Below are 22,226 nucleotides of genomic sequence, written 5' to 3' on the forward strand. Positions count from 1 at the left end.
CTATCGCTGCATGACCCCAACCAAATTGCCTCCGGGGTTACCGGGGCGGTTCAGTGGGATAGCATCAGTGAGGACAACGTCCTCTGTGCGAACATACAACTCACTTGCGCGAGCGCCTTGGAACAACTCCAACAAAGGAACCCAAAATTCGTCGGTCTGTTTTTCAATGGCGACTGGACGGTCATAATACGGTGGCGACGAAAAAATGCGTTGCAGTTCCTCGACGGTATAAGGATGCCTATATCCCTTTTGATCTGGATTAGATTCGAAAACATCTTGCGCGGGATTTTCGGAGATGTGACCTCGTATGACAGCAAGTCGGAACACGGCGTTGATCTGTCGTAGGCGGTCGCCGACACTGTTGGCGTTTAGGTGCTGGTATTTTCCTGGGTTGGCTCCCATCGCTTCCACGCGCTCAGTGAAAGACAAGTCGCGTAAAGCGATGATGGATCCTGCTCGTGCAGGTGCTTCGGTCAAGGCGTCTCGATATTTCCAGATATCTGCTTTCGTCACTTTGAAGAGCGGCGTGTTGGCACCGAGAAGCTCACTCAGCTCAGTCCAAGCGTCTTTCCTGCGTTTAAGCGTGTGTGCGGCGATAGAGGACGACGAGCCTTGCTTGGTTTTTTCATGTAAATCCCAATACTGCTCAAGCGACAAACGTCCCTCTTTTGACAACGGAATATTTTCGCCAGGCACCACCACCGGCTCGCTCCTTGCCAACAGCGGAGCAGCCGTCAATTTTGGTTTGTAGGATAAACCCTGCGAACTCGCCGCCATCTGCGTATGGACATCCGACATCACGTCTGCCGCCGCAATCAATAGAGCGTTTCGCAGTTCGGTATCACTTGGAACAACCGCTTTAGCACCGGCTGCGTGCTCGAAATAGACATCGACCATCCAACCAACGTGCGCCTCCAATGCGTCAATGCTTCGGTCCTCCAGACTTTTCCGAAGGATCCGGAGCTCCTCATCCAATTGTTGCGCGGACAGTTGGCTATCCAAGCGGCGACGGGTGGCGAGTTCCATCTCCTGATCGAATACATACTGACAGAAAGAAGCAAATTGCTTTGATCGAACGCCATCGCGTAGCACCGAGAACTTCTGTTCTATCTCAACAAATTTGGTTAGCGCAGTCCGATTTGCTTCGACTTGGTCACGGGTTCCAAGGGAGATGTAGAGTTTTTCCCTTAAGCTCTTTCCATCGGACTTTGGAAAATAGCTGCGGACATCGTCGGGAACCGGATACCGAATCTCATAAAGACCGTTAACACGTTTGTAGACATAATCCATCGCTCGGTATCTTCTCTTCCGCATTGCGGTTCCTGTCCTCTACGACGAGGCCACCCTTGGAACGCACGCTTACCAACGTAATTTCGCTTGTTGAAATCGGTGTTGAAAAACCGACTCACTAAAAGCGATAATACGTTGTTTTATAACGGGAAGAAAACCGTGGCAGTCCCTAGGGGAGTCGAACCCCTCTTTTCAGGTTGAAAACCTGACGTCCTAACCGATAGACGAAGGGACCGCACCGGTTCGAAGAAGAGGCGATATAGCGGCTGTTTCGGACGAGAGCAACCCGTCTTTGAGGGGTATTATGCAGAATATTCAGTCGGCCGCCACGTCGGCAACGTCCAGCTGGACTCTGCGGCGGCTATTCCACTCATCGGCTTTCAGTTTGCCCGCAATGTGTACCCGCGCACCATTGCGGAGCACATCGCCCATGGGCGTGTCGGCAGCGCGCCACGCAATGCATTCGATGCGGCCACCAGCGTCTTCGGCGATGAAGCGCAGATGATTGACGCCGACCTGGCGCACACCTGTGACATGAACGGATTTCAGCGCGAACACAGGCTCCGGCGAGCCAATGCCGAACGGCCCGATCTGCGCGATCTGGTCAACAAGCGCCGGGCTGGCAGCGCCGGGGGCGAGCACAGCATCGATGGCAAGTTCGAGCGCAGCGGTGCGCTCAGCCGAGAACTGCGCCATGTGGGCGACCATCCAGTCATCGAAAGCCTGGACCTGATCGGGCTCGAGGCTGAGGCCGCCGGCCATGGCGTGGCCGCCGCCTGACAGGATCACGCCCTCGCGCGCCGCCATAGCGATGGCATCGCCAATATTGACGCCCTTCACCGAGCGGCCGGAGCCCTTGGCGACGGGGCCAAGCCCTTCCCCCCAACCGATGACGATGCTGGGCAGGTGATAGCGTTCCTTGAGGCGACCGGCGACGATGCCGATGACGCCCGGGTGCCAACCCTCGCCGCTGGCGATGAGGATGCCGCGATCGGGATTGCGCGCCAGCGCCTGTTCGGCCTGCGCCATGGCGAGGTCGAGAATGGCGCTTTCGACTTCCTTGCGCTCCTCATTGAGGGCGTGGAGGCGTTCGGCGAGGTCGACCGCTTCGCGGCGGTCGTCGGTGGCGAGCAGCTTGGCGGCAATCCACGGGTCGCCTACGCGGCCACCCGCGTTGAGGCGGGGGCCGAGCATGAACGTGGCGTGGTAGACTGTCTCGGTCTTGCCGATGCCGGCGACATCGGCGAGGGCGCGCAGGCCGGGGTTCTGGTCACGCGCCATGATGGTGAGGCCCTGACGCACGAAGGCGCGGTTGACGCCATGCAGAGGCGCCATGTCGCACAGCGTGCCGAGCGCGCAAAGGTCGAGGAATGGCATGATGTCAGGGAGGCCGTCAGCGGGCGCGAGGCCCCGCTCGCGGGCAAGCCGGTTGAGGGCTGCGACGAAGACGAAGACGACGCCTGCCGCTGCGAGGTGGCCGCAGCCGGATGTGTCGTCGAGGCGGTTTGGATTGACGAGGGCGGCCGAGGGCGGGAGCACAGCCGACATGAGGTGGTGGTCGATGACGACGACCGGCAGGCCGATCGCTTCAGCCTCATTGAGCGCATCAACGGCCGCGCCGCCGCAGTCGACCGTGATGACGAGGTCCGAACCGGTATCCTTCAGGTGCCTGAAGGCGGCAGGAGATGGTCCATAGCCCTCTTCCAGACGGTCTGGCACGTAGAGGCCGAGGTCTTGCCCCCAGGCGCGGAAATAGCGCGCGAGGATGGCCGAGGACGTGCCGCCATCAACGTCATAGTCGGCGAAGACGGTGACGCGCTTCCTGGCGAGGATGGCATCGAGGATGATGCCTGCGGCCTTGTCCATGTCGGCAAAGCTGGACGGGTCGGGGAAATAGTCCCGCAGCGTGGGGGCGAGATAGCTCGCCGCCTGCGCCGGATCGACATCGCGCGAGGCCAACAGGCGGGCAAGCAAGTCAGAGCCGCCGACACTTGGCGCGAGGCGGCGTACGAGCGCCTCGTCGGCGTCAGCCAGCGTCCAGAAGCGGCCTGAGGCCGACTGGTCAACCTCGAAGAGGTGGGGACTGGACTGGTGAGCGGCTTGGGCCATGCGGAACGGGCTTCCTCATTCAGAGAATCGGGAAGCCTATCCTAGCGCAGAATGCGGGCGCTGTGACCCGGCTTGGCAGCGCCCGTGTCAGACCTTGCGGTCGGAGCGGACATGGCGGACCATGCCATCCACGGAGGTCATCACCAGAGTATGCGTGTGGACGCGTCCACCGGCATACTTCACGCCGCTCAGCAGGCTGCCACTGGTGACGCCCGTTGCGCAGAAAACCGTCTCGCCGGACGCGAGTTCGTTCAGCGAATAGGTGCGGGCAAAATCAGTGATGCCGACGCGGGTGGCTCGCTTCTTTTCGTCATCATTGCGGAAGACGAGACGCGCAAACATCTGTCCGCCAACGCATTTGAGAGCGGCGGCCGCCAGAACGCCTTCAGGCGCGCCGCCGGAGCCGACATAGAAGTCGATGCCGGTTTGTGGATCTGTCGTCGCGATAACGCCTGCGACATCGCCGTCCGTGATGAGGGCGATACGGCACCCGACTTCACGTAGGCCGGCGATGATGGCCTCATGACGCGGGCGGTCGAGAACACAGGCAGTCATGTCGGACACGGGAACGCCCTTGAACTCGGCCAAGGCCGTGATGTTCTCGGCAGGCGTTGCATCGAGGCTGATAATGCCTTCCGGATAGCCGGGGCCGATCGCGACCTTGTCCATATACGTATCTGGGGCGTGCAGCAGGCCGCCGCGCGGCGCGATCGCGAGAACGGCCAGCGCGTTGGACATGGCCTTTGCCGTGAGTGTCGTGCCTTCAAGCGGGTCCAACGCAATATCAATTTCGGGGCCACAGCCTGTGCCGACTTCCTCGCCGATATAGAGCATGGGCGCTTCGTCGCGTTCACCTTCGCCGATCACGACGCGACCTTTGAATTCAACAGCGTTAAAGGCCGTGCGCATTGCATCAACAGCAGCAGCATCGGCCTTTTTCTCGTCGCCGCGACCGACTTCGCTGGCAGCCGCGATGGCCGCAAGCTCGGTCACACGAACCATGGCATCAGCGAGACCCGGCGTAAGAACGTTGTTTTTCATCGTTTTATTGCCCCCAGACGCACTGACTCTAACGCCAGCGCGGCGTGTTTCACATTTTAGCTTGCAGTCTCGATACGGATCAGGCGCGGCGCGTCAATCAGCATTGTGAGTTTGCCAAGCCGCGTCAGGGCGGCCTGCATGTGGGAGCGCGGGCACCTGTGGGTGACAATTGCGACCGGGCTGGCGCCGGAATCATCCGCAGAATCCTGAAGCAACTGATTGACCGAAACCCCCTCGGCCGCCAGCGCTTCAGTGAGCGCAGCGAGCGTGCCAGGCTGGTCAGCCAGGCGAACCCGCAGGAAGAAGGCCGACGTCTCGTCACCCATTGCAGCCACGAAGGGACGCGCCACATGGTGCTCGGCACGGCCGAACGCCGGACGGATGGCCGGACGGAAGAGTTTGGCAACATCGCCCATGACAGCGCTGGCCGTCGGGCCTGCCCCTGCCCCAGGACCGGTCAGCGTAATGGCGCCAACAGGGTCGCCCTCGATGCGGACCGTGTTGAGCGAGCCATTGACGCGGGCCAGCGGATGATTGGCCGAGAGGGCCATCGGCTCGACGCGGCAAACGACGCCGTCTTCGGTAAGCAGGCCTTCGGCGATAAGCTTGATGCGCAGGCCAAGGCGGTCCGCCAGTTTAAGGTCGAGCAGGTCAATGCCGTCAACGCCAGAGACTTTGACCTTGGAGAAATCGAGATCGGCGGAAAAGGCGATGGCGGAGAGGATGGCGGCCTTATGGGCAGCATCCATGCCGGACACGTCCAGCGTCGGGTCGGCTTCGGCATAGCCGAGCTTCTGCGCCTCTTCGAGCACCTCGTCATAGGACCGGCCGGTTTCAAGCATGCTGGTGGTGAGATAGTTGCACGTGCCGTTCAGGATGCCCGCGACGCGCTTGATCTCGACGCCGGCGAGACTGTCGCGCAGCACGCGCACGACGGGGATGCCGCCAGCGACGGCGGCTTCGAACAGGAGGTCGACGCCTTTTTCCTCGGCGAGGGCCGCGAGCGCCATGCCATGTTTGGCCATAAGGGCCTTGTTGGCCGTAATGACATGCTTGCCAGCCTTGAGCGCGCTTTCGACGGCGAACTTGGCCGGGCCATCAGACCCGCCGATCAGCTCGACGAACACATCGACGTCAGGATCTTCAGCGAGCGTCGCCGCATCATCGAACCAGCGATACTTATCGGTGTCGACCGGCCGATTGCGGCTCTGACTACGCGCGCTCACGCCTGTAATCTCGACAACACCGGGCAAGCGAAGCTTGTCCTGGCGTTCAACCAGTTCGATTAGTCCACAGCCAACATGGCCGAGACCTGCGATGCCTATTTTCAGCGGCCCCAAGATTGGCCCTCCGTTTGATACCGGGCGGTGGATAGACCAGTTGGCAGCAAAAGCGAAGGGCCTAAGGGGGGAATTCCAGCGATGAACTGAGGTTCGGGCGCCGCTTAGCTTACGGCGGCCGACAGCTCCTTCACGCCATGCTTGGTCATGAACTTGCGGATATTCCGCGCCGCCTGACGAATGCGCTGTTCATTCTCAACAAGCGCGATGCGGACATGGCCGTCGCCATGCTCGCCAAAGCCGGCACCCGGCGCGACCGCCACGTGGGCCTCATTCATGAGCATCAGCGAGAATTCGAGACTGCCAAGGTCTTTGAATGGCTCCGGAATGGGCGCCCAGGCGAACATGGAAGCCTTGGGGCTGGGAATGTCCCACCCTGCCCGGCCAAAACTCTCAACCAGCACGTCACGGCGCTGCTTGTAGATCTGGCGGAATTCATCGACGCAGTCCTGCGGGCCGTCGAGCGCGGCCACGGCAGCCACCTGGATCGGTGTGTAGGCGCCGTAATCGAGATAGGATTTGACACGTGCGAGCGCCGCAATCAGCGTCTCGTTACCTGCGACGAAGCCCATGCGCCAGCCAGCCATGGAATAGGTCTTGGACATGGTGGTGAATTCGACCGCGATATCCTTCGCACCGTCGACCTGCAGGATCGAGGGGGTGGGCTCTTCGAAGTAGATTTCATTGTAAGCGAGGTCTGACAGGATCCAGAGATCATGCTTCTTCGCGAACTTGACCGCGTCCTTGTAGAATTCGAGGTCGCAGACTTCCGCCGTAGGATTTGACGGATAGCAGAGCACCATGGCGGTCGGCGGCGGAACGCAATGTTTCACCGCCTTTTCAAGATTGCGCAGGTATTGCTCCGGCGACGGCGCGGGCACAGCGCGGATCGAAGCGCCAGCAATGATGAAGCCGAAGGAATGCAGCGGATAGGACGGATCCGGCGACAGGATTACGTCACCGGGCGCGGAAATGGCCTGCGCCAGATTGGCGAAGCCTTCCTTGGAGCCGAGCGTAACGATGACTTCCTTGTTCTTGTCGAGCGTTACGCCGAAACGGCGCTTGTAATAGTCGGTAACGGCCCGGCGCAGGCCCGGAATGCCGCGCGAAGCGGAATAGCCGTTAACGTCAGGCTTACGGGCCGTTTCAACCAGCTTGTCGACAATGTGCGTCGGTGTCGGCAAATCGGGGTTGCCCATGCCGAGGTCGATAATGTCAGCGCCCTCAGCGCGCAAAGCCGCTTTAGCCCGGTTCACCTGCTCGAACACGTATGGCGGCAGGCGACGGATCTTGTGAAAATCGGTATTCATCTCTGGCCTTTCAGACCTTGGGTGACGCGCGGGACATTGAAGCTTTCCCTGATGGCTGTGATCTCGGCGTCAGTCAAAAAATTCGAGGACTCATCCAGACCGGCAAATTGCTGGCGGATCTCTGCCCCAACGGCTGCGATTTCGGCCGGCCCATTGGCCGGCAATTCCGCTCGCGCGTTGGCCGCGAATTGTGCCGTGATCTCGTTCACGCGTTCTGCAGATGCCGGCAGCGTCTTGCCCGGCAGGTCATCCTCTGCAATCGTGGGCACCTCAACAAGCTTTGGATACCCTTCACCCCGAATTTCGGCACGACGGGTCTCATACCAGTCCGGAGCCTGGTTTACGGCGTCACGTATCTTTGAATACGAGCTGGTACAGCCAGCCAGAAGCAAGCATGAAACGCCTATGAGGGGAATCGTCGTGTTTTTCATGGTTAAACTCATTAAATCACAAACATTCTCATGAATAGTTACACAACTACAAACAGGCGATATTGGGACAGATGAGCGGCAATAAAAAAGAAAAGGCTGCACTTCCCTCACTTCAATCGCTGATGGCTGAGCAAAATCCACTGCAGATGCAGGTGTTAATGACAACACTTGCGCTCGCCAATACGGAATCACAGGCCTTGATCAGCGATGTGCTCATGGGCTCCGGCCCGGTCGGCACGATGGCCCAGGGCGACCCGATGGGCGCAGGCGAAGCCTTCCGCGCCGTCGGCATGAACCTCGCGCAGAATCCGGCCGCACTTATGCGCGCCAATATGGAACTGATGCGCGGATGGATGGGCCTGTGGAATGAGATGACCCAGGAGGCGCTCGGCGCCGAGCCCGCGCCGGAAACGGACAAGCGGTTCTCCGATCCTGAATGGCAGTCCAATCCGGGCTTCAAATTCATCCGCAAAGCCTATGAGGTGAATACCAGGTGGCTGATGGGCCTGGCGGATCACACCACCGACCTGCCGGAAAACCTGCACCTGCGTACCAAGTTCTTCACGCAGCAGCTGACCGACATCATGTCGCCGACCAATTATCTCGGCACCAACCCACAAGCCCTGCGCGCGTTCATGGAAAGCGGCGGCGAGAGCGTGCTGAATGGCATCCGCCTCGCCCGCGCCGACGTGAAGAAAGCTGGTGGCAAGCTGCACATCAGCCAGACCGACGAGACACCGTTCGAGATCGGCGAAAATATCGCGACGGCGCCCGGCAAGGTCGTGTTCCGCAATGACCTGATCGAACTGATCCAGTATGCACCGACGCAGGAAACCGTGCATTCGCGGCCCCTGCTGATCTTCCCGCCATGGATCAACAAGTTCTATATTCTCGATCTGCGCGAAGAGAATTCGATGATCCGCTGGCTGGTCGACAAGGGCCTGACAGTGTTCGTCGTCTCGTGGCGTTCGGCTGACGATGTCACCAAGGACTATACCTGGGACGATTACAGCAAGAATGGCGTCTATGCCGCCGTTGAAGCCGCGCTACAGGCCTCCGGCGCCAAGAAGCTCAATGCCGTGGGCTACTGCATCGGCGGCACACTGCTGTCGGGCACGCTGGCGCATATGGCGGCCAATGGCGACGACCGGGTGAACTCGGCCACCTTCTTTGCCTCGCAGTCGGACTTTGAGCTGGCGGGCGACCTGAAAGTGTTCACAGACGGGCCGGGCCGCAGCTATATCGATAGCCTGATCGAGAAGAGCGGCGGCGTGATGCCGGGCGCGATGATGTACGAGACCTTCAATTGGCTGCGCCCGATCGACCTCGTCTGGCGCTATGTCATCGACCAGTACATGCTGGGGAAATCGCCCCGCCCGTTCGACCTGCTCTACTGGAACGCCGACCAGACCAATATTCCGGGCGCCGTGCACCAGCGCTACCTCAAGGACTGCTATTACGACAACAAGCTGTCGAAGGGCGAGTTCGAGTTGCTGGGCGAGACGGTGGACCTGAAGAACGTCACCATCCCCGTGATGGTCCAGGCCAGCCGGGACGACCATATCTGCCCGTTCGAGAGCGTGTACCGCACGGCGACTGTCTTTGGCGGCGATACCAAGTTCGTGCTGTCGAGTTCCGGCCATATCGCCGGCGTGGTGAACCACCCGGACGCGAAGAAGTACCAGCACTGGACCGGCGGCAAGATCACCCAGACGGGCGCCGAATGGCTGGAAACGGCCGAAGCGGCCCCCGGCTCATGGTGGCCCTATTGGTGGGACTGGCTGAAGCCGAAATCCGGCGCAAAGAAGAAAGCCGTCGAACCGAAAGACATGGGCCTCGGCGCCGCGCCGGGCACTTATGTCAAAGTGCGCCTGCAGCACATCAAGCTGCCGCTGGAATAGACCAGCTTAGGCTTCGAGGCCCGTCCATTCATCCAGACCCAATGCGATGTTCAGGTTCTGGACGGCGGCGCCTGAGGCGCCCTTGCCCAGATTGTCGAGGCGGGCGACGAGACGCGCCTGTTCATCATTGCCGAAGACAAAGAGTTCGAGCCGGTTGGTGCCGTTGCAGGCTTCCGGTTCGAGACCTGTCAGCTTGTCGGACTCGGCCAGCGGCACGACCTTGACGAAGCGTTCGCCCTCATAGGCCTGCGTCAGGGCGCGGTGCAGGTCAGCCTTGCGCGGCGTGTTGGGTAGCATGCGCAGGGTGAGCGGCACTTCGACGATCATGCCCTGCGCAAAACGGCCAACGGCCGGCATGAACATTGGCAGGTTTGCGAGGCGCCCGTGGCGCATCATTTCCGGTGGGTGCTTGTGCTTCTGGGTGAGGCCATAGATGCGGTAATTATCGCTCGTATGGTTCGCAGCAGATGTGTCCTCGAACTCGGCAATCATGGCATTACCGCCGCCTGTGTAGCCGGAAACAGCATTCACGGTGAGCGGATAGGAGGGCGGCACGAAGCCCCGCACGACAAGGGGGCGCACGAGCGCGATGACGCCCGTCGGGTAGCAGCCGGGATTGGAAATGCGTGTGGAGGCACGGATGGCCGCGCGCTGGCCCTTGTCCATTTCGGGAAAGCCATAGGTCCAGCCCGGCGCCGTGCGGTGGGCCGTGGAGGCATCAATGATGATCGTGTTCTTGTTGGTGACGAGCGATACGCCGAGCCTGGCGGCATCGTCCGGCAGGCAGAGGATCACGGCATCGGCCGAGTTCATCATGCCGGCGCGGGCGTCGATATCCTTGCGCTTGGCCGGATCGATCGAGATCAGCTCGATATCGTCACGCGCCCGCAGCCGGTCCGCAATCTGAAGGCCGGTCGTGCCGGCTTCGCCATCAATGAAAACTTTTGGCAGCATGGCCGCCTCCCACCACAGAACAATAAAAAACGGGCGCTTCGTTCCCGAAGCGCCCGCCGGAATTGGAAAACCGGAATACGGCCTAGCGCTTGGAGAACTGGAAGCTACGACGGGCTTTCGCCTTGCCGTACTTCTTACGCTCGACGACGCGTGGATCGCGGGTCATGAAGCCGAATGGCTTGAGCACGGCGCGCAGGCTTGGCTCGTAGTTGACGAGTGCGCGCGAGATGCCGTGGCGCACAGCGCCAGCCTGCCCCATGAGGCCCGAACCTTTGACAGTCGCGATGACGTCGAATTCGCTGTCGCGGCCGGCTTCGATCAGCGGCTGGGCGATAACCATGCGCAGGACCGGACGTGCGAAATATTGCTCCTGGTCGCGGCCATTGATCGTGATCTTGCCGGAACCCGGCTTGATCCAGACGCGTGCCGTGGCTTCCTTGCGGCGGCCTGTACCGTAGGCGCGGCCCTGAGCGTCGATCTTTGGTTCGATCTTCGCGGCTGGCGCTTCAGCGGCTGGCGTGCCCGACATGGTGCCGAGGTCCTGGAGGGAATTTGCAGTATCGGTCATGGATTAGGCTGCCTTGATGTTCTTGCGGTTCATCGATTTGAAATCGACGACTTCAGGCTGTTGGGCTGTGTGCGGGTGCTCGGCACCGGCATAGACGCGCAGCTTGCCGAACTGGGTACGAGCCAGCGTGCTTTCCTTCGGCATCATGCGCTTCACGGCCATCTGGATGGTGCGCTCAGGGAACTTGCCGTTGAGGATTTTCTCAGGCGTGGTCGACTTGATGCCGCCCGGGTAGCCAGTGTGACGGTAGTAGATCTTGTCCGTCATCTTCTTGCCTGTGAATTTTGCTTTATCCGCGTTGATAATGACGACATGATCGCCTGTATCGATGTGCGGCGTGAAATCGACGCGGTGCTTGCCGCGAAGACGTTTTGCGACGTAAGAAGCAAGGCGTCCGATGACGACGTCAGTCGCATCAATCACGACCCACTTGTGCTCCACATCTGCTGGTGCGTTATAGGTTTTCATCGCTCTAATCAGAGCCTCTCGACTTCGGAGTTCATGGAATGCAATTCAAGCGCTGGCGTTTAAGCGCCGTGTCCCCCCTTGTCAACGCCGGGCTTGGACTTGCCCTGCTTTTTACAGCAACGGCGTGTTCAAAACAAGACAAGCAGGCTGATACCAAGCCTGAAACCCCTGTCATTGCTGCAGGGACGCAGCTACCGGCCGTCTGGGCCACGCGTCCTCTGGAAGGTCAGGTTTCCTCCATCGCCCTCTCAGGCGGCCTGCGTGGCATTCTGGCCATCGCCTACGAGAAAGGCGGCCTGCAATTTTTCGATATGGAGGCTGAAAAACTTGGCGAAAAAGCCAATTTTCGCCTCAAGGCACTGGGTAGCGGCGAGTCTGCGGTCATCGAAGACCGCTCAATCACCGTTTTCCCGGGAATCACCCGCGAAGGCGAGCTGAAGGGCTTTATCTATGGCGAGGGCCTGATTGCCCCGGCACAGATCGATCTGCCTGTCACAAGTGATCATGACATCGCGGGCGTCTGCTCAGGCCCGGCACCTGGAACAGGCCTCATGCGGCTGGCCTTCTGGACGGATGTGAACAGCACCGTGCTTCAAAACGGGATCATCAAGGCGGATGACGGCGACCTGCGCTGGGTCGCTGGCGAATCGACCTTTACCGACTTCCCGGTCAAATCCTGCGCTTTCACAAGCGACACGCTGGTCGCCTCGCCGCGCGCGTCTGATGCGGCCTCCTTGGTGAGAGGGCCGCTGGATGCGCTCCTATCGCTTGAGAACGGCAAACTCGGCATCTCGACCGACATGGGAATGACGAACGCCGAAATCGACGTGAAGGACGGCATTACGGTCGTGGCGCCCGCGACGCCTGATGCCATGGCAGCGATGGGCACGATGATGTCAGGTGGCTACCCGGGCGGACTGATCGTGATCGCGGGCGAAACCAAGCCCGGAGAACATCACGCCGTATTCGTGGACCCGAGCCCGCTGACCCTTTCGACCAATTAGGTCGCCGAGCGTGTCAGCCAGACCAATCTGACAGCCGCCAACGTGACGATCACCCCGATGGCCTGGTGCAGCAGCGCCAGGTTCATTGGGGCGGCGTTCATCAGCGTGAGAATGCCCCAGCAGGCCTGAAGGCTGACCAGTGCCGCAAGGCCTGCGAAGGCGCCCTTGAGCGGCGTTGAGCGGAAAGCCCACACGGCCCAGAGGGACAATATCCAGATTCCGTATGCGAGCATGCGGTGGTTGAACTGGGTCGTCGCCCGGCCCTCAAACAGGCTGCGCAGACCAAGCCCCTCCCCCAGATAGCCTTGCGGCACGAACTCGCCCGCCATCAGCGGCCAGTCATTATAGGTGCGCCCGGCGTCAAGACCGGCAACCAGGGCGCCTGCCGCCATTTGCAGGAAGATGAAGCCAAGCAGGGCAACGGCGACCGTACGAATCATCGTAGAGACCTGCGGACGCGTCTTGCCGCCAAGGTCCAGCCACAGCCAGCCTGTGTAGGCAATTATCAGCAAAGCCAGCATGAAGTGCGTAGCAAGGCGATAAGGCGCAACGTCGACACGGGTGGTCTCGCCGATGCCACTGGACACCATCCACCAGCCGATGGCGCCCTGAAGGCCACCGAGCAGGATGAGAATGACGAATTTCATCGCGAGGCCGCGCGACAGCCAGCCGCGAATTGCGAAAATGGCGAGGCCGCCCATCGCAACGAGGCCGATCATGCGACCGAACAGGCGATGGCCCCACTCCCACCAGAATATCTGCTGGAAATCGGCCAGCGTCATGCCGGAATTCTGCAGTTTGTACTCGGCCGTCTGCTGGTATTTGGCGAACAGGCTGGCCCAGGACGCATCGCTAAGTGGCGGCAGGGAGCCCTTGATCGGGTCCCATTCGGTGATCGAAAGGCCGCTATCCGTCAGGCGCGTGGCCCCGCCAATCAGGATCATGGCGTAGACGAGCAGGCCAACGAGCACGAGCCAGTTGCGCATCCAGCGCGTCGCCTGCGGGGATTTGCCTGTATGGGACATGCGGCCTAAATGGCCTATTCAGGCGACACGGCAAGAGGCAACCGTGTCGCAGAGCCCCGCCGCCGCCCAATGAAAGCCGACCAGACCATGCGCAAACCGATCGCCAGCCTGATCCTTCTCGCCTTCATTATCGCGTGGATCGTGATCGTGGGCACACTGTCCGGCATGCTTGGCACATGGCCGCGCTGGGCACAGCTTCTGTTCTATGTCGTGGCCGGATTTGGATGGATCATCCCGCTGAAACCACTGTTCGCATGGATGAATAGCGGGCCGCAAAAAGAAACTGACGACTAGTCCTCTTCGCCATGCTTGCGCGCGGCTTCGCGCAGGCGAGCAAAGATTTCGGCCGGATCTTCGGGAACGGACACTTCCTCGGGCGACGGGTAATCGTCGTCTTCCTCTTCCTCGATCTCGGGTTCCGCCTCCGTTTCGACCTGAAGCACGGGCGCTTCTTCCTGCTCTTCAGCTGTCATGCCATCGAACAGGTCGGTGTCGCCTTGTGATTTCAGGCGTCCGAGGACGGTTTCGCCGCCAATGAGGGTCTGACCGGGCCAGATCAGAACGCCCGTATTGCTCGGCACGTAGATATCGCACCAGCCACCAAGACGCCGCGTCCCGAACGGGCGACCGAGACGCACAATATCGCCTGCTTCGGTGCTGAGCTCGATTCGCGGGCCCAAGCCGCCTGAGGCGAGCCGGACGCCCACCTGCTGGCTGCGGCTTTCAAAGGTGAGATAGGCACGTGCCAGACCATCATCTTCGGGGCGGGTGGCAAGTGGCACGCCATTTTCCCCGGCTTCGAGGATCAGCGATTCGAGACTGCCCGCGATGGGCGTGTAGACCTTGTTCGTGGCCGAAGGCGCCGACGACACGCGAATGCGAATTGTGGCGGACTCGGTGAGGCGCAGTTCTGAGGGCGCCTCAACCCGCTCGACGGATAGGACGACACCGTCGCAGGGCGATACGATGCCATTGGCCAGATCAGGCGGTGTCCGGTGCGACCAGCGCGCTGCCATGAGCGCCAGGATCACGCCGGCAAAGCCAATCCAGAACAGCGGCGACCAGAGCAGGCCCAGCAAGAGCGCGACGAGCAGCGCGCCGAGCGCAGCGGCAACGCCTTCCCAATCGAGGCCGATGGTCAGCCAGGGTGTGCTTCTGCGATCGAGGTCTTCAGACATTCAAATGGGCCCCTTCCCCGGGCAATTCCTATTCGTCTACCAATGCCAAATCGGCATTCTTGGCCTGACGTTCCCACATATCAGCATATTTGCCGTCTTTGGCCAGCAGGGTCGCATGATTGCCACGCTCGATAATCCGTCCTGCCTCAAGCACGATGATCTCGTCAGCGGATTTTACCGTGGACAGGCGGTGGGCGACCATGAGGGTCGTGCGGCCGCTGGCGGCCTCTTCGAGGGCGTCCTGAACGGCTTCTTCGGTGGCACTATCCAGTGCTGACGTGGCCTCGTCGAGAACGAGGATGGCCGGATCGGCGAGGATGACGCGGGCGATGCCGACGCGCTGTTTCTCGCCGCCGGAGAGCTTGAGTCCCCGTTCGCCGACGCGGGTGTTCCAGCCGTCTGGCAGGCTATCGATGAAATCGAGCAGCTGAGCGCGGCGGGCGGCATCGCGCAGGTCTTCTTCGCTCGCATCAGGGCGGGCATAGCCGATATTGTAGCGGATCGTATCGTTGAAGAGGACAACGTCTTGCGGGACGAGGCCGAGGGCCTTGCGCAGCGATTCCTGCGTCAGAGTGCGCACATCCTTGCCGTCGACCAGCACGCGCCCGGAATCCACTTCATAGAAACGGAAGAGCAGCTTCAGCAGCGTAGACTTGCCAGCGCCAGATGTGCCGACAAAGGCGATCTTGCGACCGGGTGCCAAGTGGAAGCTGACATCGCTGACGCCGACAGCCCGGCCTTCGTGGGAAAACCCGACATGTTCGAACGTCACCTCACCCTTGGGCGACGTGAGCGGCATGGCATTTGGCGCGTCGGAAATATCGGCCGTCATCGAGAGTAGGCCGAACAGCTTCTCAAGGTCGACCGCGCCCTGCTTGATCTCGCGCCAGGCCCAGCCGAGGATGTTCAGCGGCGCATAGAGTGAAAGCAACATCAGCATCACGGCCGTCAGGTCGCCGATCTGCATCTTCCCATCGATGACGTTCCAGGCCGACAGGACCATGACGGCCAGCAGGCCTATATTCATCACCAGCGCCTGCACCGTGTTCAGGATGTACATGCTGCGCACAGTTTCGACGTAGCGGTCGTTATAATTGCCCATGGCCGTGTCGAAGCGGCCAGTCTCGCGGCGTTCGGCGGCGAAGGATTTCACGGTTTCAAAATTGGTCAGGATGTCGACAGACATGGCGCGGAAATGCGTGTCAGCCTCGTTCATGCGCCGACGCTGGCGCACGCGCCATTCGGTGATGATGACCGTGGAGATCACATAAATGATGATCGTACCGATCGCGATCAGCGCAAGGCGATAATCATAGGCAACGCCGAGCGCGATGGACGCAAGCACGAGGCGGATGAAGGTCGGCCCGATATTGAAGGCGAGGAAGCGGATCAGATAGTCGATCGCGCCAGCGCCGCGCTCGATGACGCGGTTGAGAGCACCCGTGCGACGTGTCTGGTGGAAGTTCAGCGACAAGAGCTGGGCGTGGCCAAAGGCATCGACGCTGGCAACGCGCTGCGCATCCTGGCTGACCGGGGCGAACAGGAAGTCGCGCATTTGCGGCAGGGCAGCAGCCAGGAACCGCACGCCGATGCCGATGGTGAGCCACATCGCAGCGGCGGCAAAGGCCGGTGGCTCGCCTCCCTCAGGCGCTGCGCGGTTGATGGCATGACCAAGGACGAGGGGCGAGACGACCTCAAGCACGGAGGCGGCTAGCGTGACGATCACTGCAATGGCCATGATCGGGCGCCACTTGGCCAGCTCTGACCGACCGAGCAGTTTCAGGATTCGCAGGATCGATACGCCAATGCCGCCATCGGCACTGTCGATCTTGTCATGATTGGCTTGTGTGTCTGTAGGTGGGCTCATGGGCGCCATATGGGGCGGAATCGGTTGAAGACAAAACGCCAAATACGCTCCACGAAAGCGCACAGACATTGGAACTGGCGCCGGGGCGCCTCAGTCGTTATCTCTGCGCGTCGAGAAAAGAGCCGGATTTGCCATGAAGAAGTTGAAATCGATCTGTGTCTATTGCGGCGCGTCGGATGCCGTAAGCCCCGGATATATTGCCCTTGCCGTTGAGCTCGGCCGTGAACTCGCCAAGCGCGACATCCGCCTCGTCTATGGCGGCGGTGGTGTTGGCCTAATGGGCGCATGCGCCCGTGCAGCGCATGAATCGGCCGGCGAAGTGCTCGGCATCATGCCGCGCTTCCTGCTGCAGAAAGAGCGCATCTTCGAAGACGTGGAGCACCGCATCGTCGAAGACATGCACACGCGCAAGCAGATGATGTTCGACGAATCAGACGCGTTTATTGTGCTCCCGGGCGGCATCGGCACGCTGGAAGAAGCCGTCGAGATCCTGTCATGGGCGCGCCTCGGCCTTCACCAGAAACCGATGGCTTTCCTCGACGAAGACGGGTTCTGGGAACCCTTCTTCGACCTGATGGAAAAGATCATCGATGGCGGCTTCACGCCGGAGAGCTTCCGATCATTGCTCGTTCACTCGGACTCGCCGCAGACAGCCATTGCCGCCCTCGATGATCGCGTGGTGGTTATCGACGCCTAGCGGACACCCTGAAAGCCGGTGACTTCTTCGGCCGGCTTCTTGTTCAGGTCCATACCGAGCGACAGCACGATCGCGGACGCGATGAAGATCGACGAATAAGTACCGATAAAGATACCCCAGATCAGCGCAAAGCTCATGCCGCGCAGAACCGGGCCGCCAAGGAAAAAGATGGCGAACAGGGCCAGCAGCGTCGTGCCCGAGGTCAATAGCGTGCGTGACAGGGTCGAGTTCAACGACTGGTCGATGACTTGCCGGTCGGGCATCTTCTTGTACTTGCGACGCTCTTCGCGCACCCGGTCGAACACAACAACCGTGTCGTTCATCGAGTAACCGATGATGGTCAGCAGGGCCGCGATAGTGGTCAGGTTGAACTCAAGCTGGAGCAGCGAAAACACGCCGAGCGTGATGATCACATCGTGCGCCAGTGCCGCAACAGCGCCCACTGAGAACTGCCACTCGAACCGGAACCAGATGTAGGCCAGCATCAGGGCCAGTGCGACCACGAGCGCCATGATGCCGGAGCGGAAGAGTTCGCCTGATACTTTCGGACCGACAGAATCATCGCGCAGGAAATCTGAGTCAGTGAGACCGAGTTTTTCCTTCAGCGTTTTGGCGACGATATCGTTTGTCACCTGCTGGGCACGCTCGGCCTGTGCTGCTGGCGCAAGGTTGGCAAATTCATCACCAAGCTGGGCAGGATCGGCGGCACCGAATTTGACGACGACGATGGGCCGCGCATCGGTGCCGACAGCCGTGTTCACTTCCGCATTGAATGGCATGTTGGCGCGGACGCTCTCGACCGTAACCGTTTCGGTCTGCTGCAGCTCCATCACCGTGCCCCCAGCAAAGTCGACGCCCAGGTTCAGGCCCCGCGTTGCCAGGAAATAGATCGACGCCGTGATCATGATAACCGACAGGATCGCGCCGCCCATGCGCAGGCTCATGAACTTAACGTTCGTGCTTTCAGGCCAGTATCTGAGTAACATTGTCTCTCTCCTGTCCGCCTAAAGCGCGAATTTCTTGGGCTTGAAGCCCTTGAGATATATCACCGTGAACCAGCGCGTCAGCACGAAAGCCGTAAACACTGAGGTGACGATACCAATGGCCAGCGTGACCGCGAAGCCCTTCACCGGGCCGGAGCCGAGGAGGTAAAGGATCGAAGCGGCGATGAAGGTCGTAATGTTGGCATCAAGGATGGTCGACAGGGCGCGCTCATAACCTGCCTGTACAGCCGTTAGCGGCGAGCGGCCTGCGCGTTGTTCTTCCCGGATACGTTCGAAAACCAGCACGTTTGCGTCCACGGCCATACCGATTGTGAGAATGATACCTGCGATACCCGGCAGCGTGAGCGTGGCGCCGAGCCCGGAAAGCGAACCGACGATCAGGATGATGTTTGCCGCCAGCGAGCCGACCGCAAAGATGCCCATCAGGCCATAGGCAAGGATCATGAAGACCGCGACCAACGCGAGGCCGATCAGCGATGCGCGGATACCGGCGCGGATTGAGTCCTGCCCCAGTGTCGCGCTGACCGTACGCTGATCGAGGAACTGGACCTTGGCAGGCATCTCACCGGCTTCGATGATGGCCGCAAGATCGGAAGCCTCTTCTTCAGTGAACTGTCCCGTGATCCGAACCTGGCCACCCGGAATTGGCTCGTTGATGCGAGGCGCCGACATGATCGTGTCGTCGAGCACGATCGCGAACAGCTTGCCGGTGTTGAGCCGGGTCGTATCGTAGAACTTGCGCGCGCCATTGCCGTTCAGGCGGAAATTGATTTGCGGATTGTTGGCGTCATCCCGCCCGACCGCTGCGTTGGCGATATCGGCGCCGGTGACTTCCGGAATATTGCGCACCAGCATAGGGCCGGTCTGAGGGCCGTCCAGAAGCCGGTATCCCGTGCGAGGGAGGCCAGCCTGCGCCCGGGCGATCTCGGATGCGCTGTTTTCCGCGAGGTTGAACGTCATCTTGCCGTCGCGGCTGAGCAGGTTTTTCAGACGGGTTGCATCCGGCTCGCCCGGCGCTTCCAGAATGATCCGGTTGTTGCCCTGCGGCGTAATGGAAATCTCGCTGACGCCTTCCGGGTCGACGCGGCGGCGCACGATGGTCATCGTCTTGGCCAGGGCGTCTTTCATCAGCGCTTCTTCGGAGGTTGACGGCACGGTGACCTTGATCAGCGCCGGACCGGCAGCCTCGATTTCATAGGTTTTGGCCCCGCCAATGGCGCCTTCGACGCTGCCATTCAGCTTGCGCAGGCGCGTGAGGGCTTCATCAACCGGGTAATTGCCGTCGGCATCGGGACGGGTCAGGCTGATGTTCAGCGTGCGGCCATCAACTTCGGAAAGGTGACCGATCAGCGGCTTGCCATCCTTGTTGCCGAGCCCATTGCGCACATCGATGGCGAACACTTCCAGCCGGTTGGCGATGACTTCGTCCGGGTTGATCTCCATCATGAGATAGACGCCGCCCTGAAGGTCGAGACCGAGATTGACGCCCTGCTTGGGTATGCCGGTGGGCGCGCCCGACATGTTTACGACATTGGGCAGGGCGATCAGCGTGCCCCAGAGCATGATGCCGAGGATCAGGCAGATCTTCCAGGGCGGAAACTGAAGCATGGTCTAGTCCTTGAGACGGGAAAACAGCCGGTAGCGGACGGCCTAGTCGTTGGCGGCAACGGGCTCGTTCTTGCCCTTCACATCGACAACCATGGCCTTGATCACGCGGACGCGGACGTTTTCGGCCAGTTCAAGCGACACTTCCGTATCGCCGACCTTGATGACCTTGCCGATCAGACCGCCGGACGTGATCACCGTGTCGCCGCGCTTGACGGCTTCGATCATCAGCTTGTGCTTCTTCGCACGCTGTTGCTGAGGACGGATCAGGAGGAAGTAGAAGATCAGGATCAGCGGCAGGAAGAACATGACCTGCGTCAGGACGCCTGGGCCTGCAGCGGGCGGTGCAGCCTGCGCCAAAGCCGGCAGGGACAGGCCCGCGAAAACAACGGTAGCCGCGGCGAATTTGTTCAGCATGATGGTCCAACTCCCTGTAACCCTTGTCCGCAATGGCGCCTTCAGGCGCCCGCGAAAGTCATGCCCCTATAGCTGTGGCCGCTGGGCTTGGCAAACAAGCCCTGCAGGTCGCGCGAATCTGTCCTAGAGGGCGCGGGAGGCGCCTTCCAGCAGCGGCGCGAGCGGGTGGGCGATAGCAAGGCGTTCCTGCGAGCCGTCCTTGCCCATCCGCAGCAGGACCTGACCATCGCCGGTATCCAAGGGCGCAATCAGTTCGCCGCCCTTGCCAAGCTGCTGCAACAGGACATCCGGCACCTCGGACACCGCGCCTGTCAGGAGAATCCGGTCATAGGGGCCCCGTTCAGGCCAGCCGGCGAGACCGTCGCCATGACGCACGGCCACATTGCCAAGCCCAAGGTCCAGCATCCGCCTGCGGGCCGCATCGCAGAGGCGGCGATAACGGTCCATGGCAAACACATCCGCCCCGAGCTGGGCCGCCAGAGCCGCCGTATAGCCACTGCCCATGCCGATCAGCAGGATTCGGGCTTCCCGCATCTGGCGTATTTGCAAAGCCTGCAGCAATTGGCCGGTAACCGCCGGACGCGGAATGACCTGTCCGCAGGGAATCGGCAGGATACAGTCTTCAAAGGCGAGTTTGTCGATGCCCGGCGTATCAACAAAGGCGCCTCGGTCGATCGTCTCCATCGCCTTCAGCACGCCGTCGTCGGTGATGCCCTCCTGGCGCAGGTGCAACACAAGGCGCGCGGCCCGGAAGGGATCGGCGATCAGCTCTGCCATGTCTCGCGGAGTTTCAGGAGATAGGCCTCGTGCGTGAGGTCTACGTGCAGGGGCGAAACGGAGACATAGCCGTCATAGATGGCACGCAGGTCGGTTCCCGCGTCGGGTTTGGACAGCTTCCCCTTGTGACCGATCCAGTAATAGTCATTGCCGCGCAGGTCTTCGCGGCGGTCGGTATGGATGATGCTTTCATCCCGGAAGCCCTGACGGGTGATCTGGATGCCGGCCACGTCTTCAGGCTCGCGGTCGGGGAAGTTGATGTTGATGACAACATCCTTCGGCCAGGGCCGCGCGAGTAGCGGCTTCAGCGTTTTTGCGCCCCATGCGCGCGCCGTATCCCAAGGCAGCGAGCCACGTTCACGGAAGCTCTGCGCCTGGCTGAGGGCGATGGAAGGGATGCCAAGCTGCATGCCGAACATGGCGGCCGCAATCGTGCCGGAAAAGCTCGTATCCTCGGCAATGTTCTGGCCGCGATTGACGCCGGAAAGCACTAGGTGCGGCGCATCAGGCATCAGGTCCTGCGTCGCCAGCAGCACGCAGTCGGATGGCGTGCCGGCAATCGCCCACGCCTTGGCGCCCACCTTGCGCACGCGCACGGGCTGGGTCAGCGAGATGGCGCGGCCCTTGCCGGACTGTTCCTCTTCCGGCGCGGCGATCCAAATATCGTCGCTCAGCTCCTTGGCGATGTCTTCGAGCACGGCAAGGCCGGGCGCGTTGATCCCGTCATCGTTTGTGAGGAGAATTCTCATAGGGCCACCTCAAGTCGCAGGCTTATCCTCACCCGCTTGCGGGGGAGGTGCCCGAAGGGCGGAGGGGGGAATGCGGACTCAGTCACCATGCACCTGTCTCAATTGATAGAGAATGCCGTCGACGACGCCATCAACATTTTCATAGATGTCCGTATTCCAGACGCGGTGCACACGCCACCCCTGTCCCACGAGAAAAGCCGTGCGCTTTTGGTCTCTTGCGATCTCGTCATCAGTGGAATGTGTCTCACCATCAACTTCAATTATCAGGCGCCGCTCGACGCAGGCGAAGTCAGCAACAAAGGGACCGACAGGCACCTGCCGGCGGAACCTGAAGCCAACAAGATTCTGACGACGCAGGTTTTGCCAGAGGATGACCTCGGCGCGCGTCATGTTCCGGCGCAGCGCGCGGGCACGTTTGACGGTTTGCTTCTCGGCTTCGCGCACGTCCCCCCCCCTCCGCCCTACGGGCACCTCCCCCGTAAACGGGGGAG

Annotated in this window: 22 protein-coding genes and 1 tRNA gene; 4 read left to right on the top strand and 19 right to left on the bottom strand. The window is 60.9% G+C overall.

Annotation, left to right across the window (positions count from 1 at the left end; all coding sequences use genetic code 11):
* From V7651_RS17100 to V7651_RS17130, 7 genes are all read right to left on the bottom strand, one after another.
* Positions 1-1,290, bottom strand: coding sequence for a DUF6538 domain-containing protein (locus V7651_RS17100; RefSeq protein ID WP_335613879.1), 1,290 nt, complete (start codon positions 1,288-1,290; stop codon positions 1-3).
* A gap of 160 nt (positions 1,291-1,450) precedes the next feature.
* Positions 1,451-1,525, bottom strand: a tRNA-Glu gene (locus V7651_RS17105).
* 80 nt (positions 1,526-1,605) lie between these two features.
* Positions 1,606-3,399 carry a single-stranded-DNA-specific exonuclease RecJ gene (gene recJ, locus V7651_RS17110; RefSeq protein ID WP_335613880.1) on the bottom strand — a complete coding sequence of 598 codons (1,794 nt, stop codon included), beginning with the start codon at positions 3,397-3,399 and terminating at the stop codon, positions 1,606-1,608.
* A gap of 87 nt (positions 3,400-3,486) precedes the next feature.
* Positions 3,487-4,440, bottom strand: a complete 954-nt coding sequence (gene glpX, locus V7651_RS17115) for a class II fructose-bisphosphatase (protein WP_335613881.1) — start codon at positions 4,438-4,440, stop codon at positions 3,487-3,489.
* Positions 4,441-4,496: 56 nt separating this feature from the next.
* Complete coding sequence (locus V7651_RS17120; protein WP_335613882.1) at positions 4,497-5,780, bottom strand: homoserine dehydrogenase; 1,284 nt, start codon at positions 5,778-5,780, stop codon at positions 4,497-4,499.
* Between the two features lie 104 nt (positions 5,781-5,884).
* On the bottom strand, positions 5,885-7,090 hold the full coding sequence (locus V7651_RS17125; protein WP_335613883.1) for an LL-diaminopimelate aminotransferase: 1,206 nt from the start codon (positions 7,088-7,090) through the stop codon (positions 5,885-5,887).
* Positions 7,087-7,686: a hypothetical protein gene (locus tag V7651_RS17130; RefSeq protein WP_335613884.1), complete on the bottom strand. Its 600-nt coding sequence runs from the start codon at positions 7,684-7,686 to the stop codon at positions 7,087-7,089. The genes V7651_RS17125 and V7651_RS17130 overlap by 4 nt, the downstream gene beginning before the upstream one ends.
* Between V7651_RS17130 and V7651_RS17135 the strand changes: the two genes are divergently transcribed.
* Positions 7,680-9,422: a PHA/PHB synthase family protein gene (locus V7651_RS17135; protein WP_335613885.1), complete on the top strand. Its 1,743-nt coding sequence runs from the start codon at positions 7,680-7,682 to the stop codon at positions 9,420-9,422. The two genes, V7651_RS17130 and V7651_RS17135, sit on opposite strands and share 7 nt — an antisense overlap.
* Before the next feature lie 6 nt (positions 9,423-9,428).
* Here the strand turns inward: V7651_RS17135 and argC are convergent, their stop codons facing one another.
* From argC to rplM, 3 genes are all read right to left on the bottom strand, one after another.
* A complete protein-coding gene (gene argC / locus V7651_RS17140) occupies positions 9,429-10,376 on the bottom strand; it encodes an N-acetyl-gamma-glutamyl-phosphate reductase (protein ID WP_335613886.1) in 948 nt (315 codons plus the stop codon).
* A gap of 82 nt (positions 10,377-10,458) precedes the next feature.
* Positions 10,459-10,944, bottom strand: a complete 486-nt coding sequence (rpsI, locus tag V7651_RS17145) for a 30S ribosomal protein S9 (RefSeq protein ID WP_035537156.1) — start codon at positions 10,942-10,944, stop codon at positions 10,459-10,461.
* A gap of 3 nt (positions 10,945-10,947) precedes the next feature.
* Entirely contained in the window at positions 10,948-11,412 is a 465-nt protein-coding gene (rplM, locus tag V7651_RS17150; protein ID WP_034742303.1) for a 50S ribosomal protein L13, read from the bottom strand.
* A gap of 38 nt (positions 11,413-11,450) precedes the next feature.
* On the opposite strand from rplM, the gene V7651_RS17155 reads away from it, so the two are divergent.
* Positions 11,451-12,416, top strand: a complete 966-nt coding sequence (locus tag V7651_RS17155) for a hypothetical protein (RefSeq protein WP_335591649.1) — start codon at positions 11,451-11,453, stop codon at positions 12,414-12,416.
* Here the strand turns inward: V7651_RS17155 and V7651_RS17160 are convergent.
* Positions 12,413-13,441, bottom strand: coding sequence for a COX15/CtaA family protein (locus V7651_RS17160; RefSeq protein ID WP_335613887.1), 1,029 nt, complete (start codon positions 13,439-13,441; stop codon positions 12,413-12,415). The genes V7651_RS17155 and V7651_RS17160 overlap by 4 nt on opposite strands.
* A gap of 9 nt (positions 13,442-13,450) precedes the next feature.
* Here V7651_RS17160 and V7651_RS17165 point away from each other — a divergent pair, with 9 nt between their 5' ends.
* Positions 13,451-13,735: a DUF2842 domain-containing protein gene (locus V7651_RS17165; protein ID WP_206741548.1), complete on the top strand. Its 285-nt coding sequence runs from the start codon at positions 13,451-13,453 to the stop codon at positions 13,733-13,735.
* On the opposite strand, the gene V7651_RS17170 is transcribed toward V7651_RS17165, so the two are convergent.
* Both V7651_RS17170 and V7651_RS17175 read right to left on the bottom strand, forming a co-directional pair.
* Positions 13,732-14,619, bottom strand: a complete 888-nt coding sequence (locus V7651_RS17170; RefSeq protein WP_335613888.1) for a phosphatidylserine decarboxylase — start codon at positions 14,617-14,619, stop codon at positions 13,732-13,734. The genes V7651_RS17165 and V7651_RS17170 overlap by 4 nt on opposite strands.
* 28 nt (positions 14,620-14,647) lie before the next feature.
* Positions 14,648-16,486, bottom strand: a complete 1,839-nt coding sequence (locus tag V7651_RS17175) for an ABCB family ABC transporter ATP-binding protein/permease (protein WP_335613889.1) — start codon at positions 16,484-16,486, stop codon at positions 14,648-14,650.
* A gap of 133 nt (positions 16,487-16,619) precedes the next feature.
* On the opposite strand from V7651_RS17175, the gene V7651_RS17180 reads away from it, so the two are divergent.
* On the top strand, positions 16,620-17,183 hold the full coding sequence (locus tag V7651_RS17180) for an LOG family protein (protein ID WP_035537165.1): 564 nt from the start codon (positions 16,620-16,622) through the stop codon (positions 17,181-17,183).
* On the opposite strand, the gene secF is transcribed toward V7651_RS17180, so the two are convergent.
* The 6 genes from secF to V7651_RS17210 all read right to left on the bottom strand — a co-directional run bounded on the left by secF (position 17,180) and on the right by V7651_RS17210 (position 22,179).
* Positions 17,180-18,169, bottom strand: a complete 990-nt coding sequence (secF, locus tag V7651_RS17185; protein ID WP_035537166.1) for a protein translocase subunit SecF — start codon at positions 18,167-18,169, stop codon at positions 17,180-17,182. The two genes, V7651_RS17180 and secF, sit on opposite strands and share 4 nt — an antisense overlap.
* Before the next feature lie 18 nt (positions 18,170-18,187).
* Positions 18,188-19,795, bottom strand: coding sequence for a protein translocase subunit SecD (secD, locus tag V7651_RS17190; RefSeq protein WP_335613890.1), 1,608 nt, complete (start codon positions 19,793-19,795; stop codon positions 18,188-18,190).
* 42 nt (positions 19,796-19,837) lie between these two features.
* Positions 19,838-20,209: a preprotein translocase subunit YajC gene (gene yajC, locus V7651_RS17195; protein ID WP_035537168.1), complete on the bottom strand. Its 372-nt coding sequence runs from the start codon at positions 20,207-20,209 to the stop codon at positions 19,838-19,840.
* A gap of 123 nt (positions 20,210-20,332) precedes the next feature.
* Positions 20,333-20,986, bottom strand: coding sequence for a protein-L-isoaspartate O-methyltransferase family protein (locus tag V7651_RS17200; RefSeq protein ID WP_035537169.1), 654 nt, complete (start codon positions 20,984-20,986; stop codon positions 20,333-20,335).
* Positions 20,974-21,735, bottom strand: a complete 762-nt coding sequence (gene surE, locus V7651_RS17205; protein WP_335613891.1) for a 5'/3'-nucleotidase SurE — start codon at positions 21,733-21,735, stop codon at positions 20,974-20,976. Before surE ends, V7651_RS17200 begins: the two co-directional genes overlap by 13 nt.
* A 78-nt stretch (positions 21,736-21,813) precedes the next feature.
* Complete coding sequence (locus tag V7651_RS17210; RefSeq protein ID WP_335613892.1) at positions 21,814-22,179, bottom strand: endonuclease domain-containing protein; 366 nt, start codon at positions 22,177-22,179, stop codon at positions 21,814-21,816.
* Positions 22,180-22,226 lie beyond the last annotated feature (47 nt).

Origin of the sequence: Hyphomonas oceanitis (genome assembly GCF_036964545.1) — a bacterium.
Classification (GTDB): Bacteria; Pseudomonadota; Alphaproteobacteria; order Caulobacterales; family Hyphomonadaceae; genus Hyphomonas; species Hyphomonas oceanitis.